General features: G+C 31.9%; 1 protein-coding gene and 3 pseudogenes. All 4 read right to left on the reverse strand.

All coding sequences use genetic code 11. The annotated features are described in order from the left end of the window. Positions 1-182: pseudogene (locus RB298_RS05165) on the reverse strand (hypothetical protein); the annotation flags it as partial. Between the two features lie 77 nt (positions 183-259). Further along, positions 260-724 carry a CBO0543 family protein gene (locus tag RB298_RS05170; RefSeq protein WP_328236537.1) on the reverse strand — a complete coding sequence of 155 codons (465 nt, stop codon included), beginning with the start codon at positions 722-724 and terminating at the stop codon, positions 260-262. A 240-nt stretch (positions 725-964) separates the two neighbouring features. Further along, positions 965-1,120 (reverse strand): annotated as a pseudogene (locus tag RB298_RS05175) (VOC family protein); the annotation flags it as partial. Positions 1,121-1,150: 30 nt separating this feature from the next. Then, a pseudogene (locus RB298_RS05180) lies at positions 1,151-1,486 on the reverse strand (flavin reductase); the annotation flags it as partial. Positions 1,487-1,652: the final 166 nt, after the last annotated feature.

Raw genomic sequence — 1,652 nt, forward strand, 5'->3', positions numbered from 1 at the left:
GCCTTATTAATTTGGCCAAGGAAACTATAAAGAATCGCATGATTAAAAGAACTTTTTGTATTAATAAGAAACTCCAAGAATATAAAAGTTAGTCCCTTAATGAGTTGACCATTTAAAAGTTGTCCAAACCCTGGTAGAGCAACACTCCATAGAACTGCTTCTAATTTTGTTGTTTTTCTCATAAACTCAACCTTATTTTTTAGATATATAAATTCTCCTAGTACCTAATTGCTTAATAAGTACGTCAGTCTACTTTTAATTAGTGCGTGCCATCAATTTTCTTTACTAAGCCTGCTAGAGCTCTAATTGTAAGAAGTGTAAAGCTAACACTTCCAAAAGTATGAAATGGAGACCAATTTTTCCATTTGAATAATTTACTATTCCTTTCTAAATACCATTGAGAAAGGCTCATTGGTACACTCCAAGTTAAACTTTTTAATAAAATCTTTGGAATATTATCGTTATATGACTGTCTAACCCAAGCCATACTTAATAAGGGAAAAAACAAAACATCAAAAATAATATTTGTGGAGAAAATTTTAGGAAAAGGACGTACCGGATACTCAACTCTCTTCGTATTTACTACATACGCATCGATAAGAGTGGCTAGAACGCCTTTTGAGAAAAAAACAATAAGCATTTCTTTAAAGTGAGGCTTTTTCGCCAAAAAGGGAAATAGAAGTAAACACAAAGCAAGCAATCCTCTTAGCATTAATTTTTCCATTATTTCACTCCATTGTTTTTTAGAATTTAACAGACTTACTATCTCCATTTCCCCGTCAAATAATACTTTATTGCTGAGAATATACTTACAAAAATAACATCTCAACTGTTGGTAACATACTTTGTTTCTCGATTCTAACTAGTCGACTCCTACATATTTCACTCGAAAGAAAAGAAGCGATATACTTCCTAATTAAAGTGAGGAAGTATATCGCTTTGCTTATTTCTTATTATTTAATTATTGATTTCCAAAGTAAAGATGATAGACTTCTGGACGATCAAAGTTCACTGTTTTTTTTACTAGTCGTAAACCAAGTACATTAGCGTAAAAATCTATATTTCTTTGAGGATCATTCACTATAGCTGTAATATGATGAATACCTAACGTTTTAATCATATTTTTGTACTCCCATCCCCTAAACTAAGGTTATTTTGGTCTTTCGATTGAAAAAACTTCCCCTATTTTTGCATAGTTGTTACCTGCCAATCTGCTAACAGCGCCTAATCCTTCATGATCAATTCTTCCGTTTTCATATAATTCATCTTTAATATGAAACTGAACTACTTTCCCTATAATTAAGTCACTACCAGGAGACTCTTCATTACCTAACGCAATAACATGTTCTAATGTACATTCCATGCGAACCTTGGCTTCTTTTATCCCCGGTACAGAGACCTTCTTACTATTTATTGAGTTTAACTCTACCAACGCAATTTCACTTTGTTCAGGTGGAAGGTTTGCTGCTGTGATATTAATTTTTTCTTAATTTTTATTAACTTTAAAAGATATATGTCATATACAATCTGAAAACAGAAAAAGCCACTGGACCTAATCAGTGGTTTTTCTACATTCTATTACTGTAAGTAATGGAGGAACTTAATCTTATCCATCTTGAGTAGTTTGTTTATATTAGAAGAAGGCATTCATG

Origin of the sequence: Priestia sp. BR_2 (genome assembly GCF_041954005.1) — a bacterium.
Lineage (GTDB): Bacteria > Bacillota > Bacilli > Paenibacillales > Paenibacillaceae > Paenibacillus_AQ > Paenibacillus_AQ lautus_A.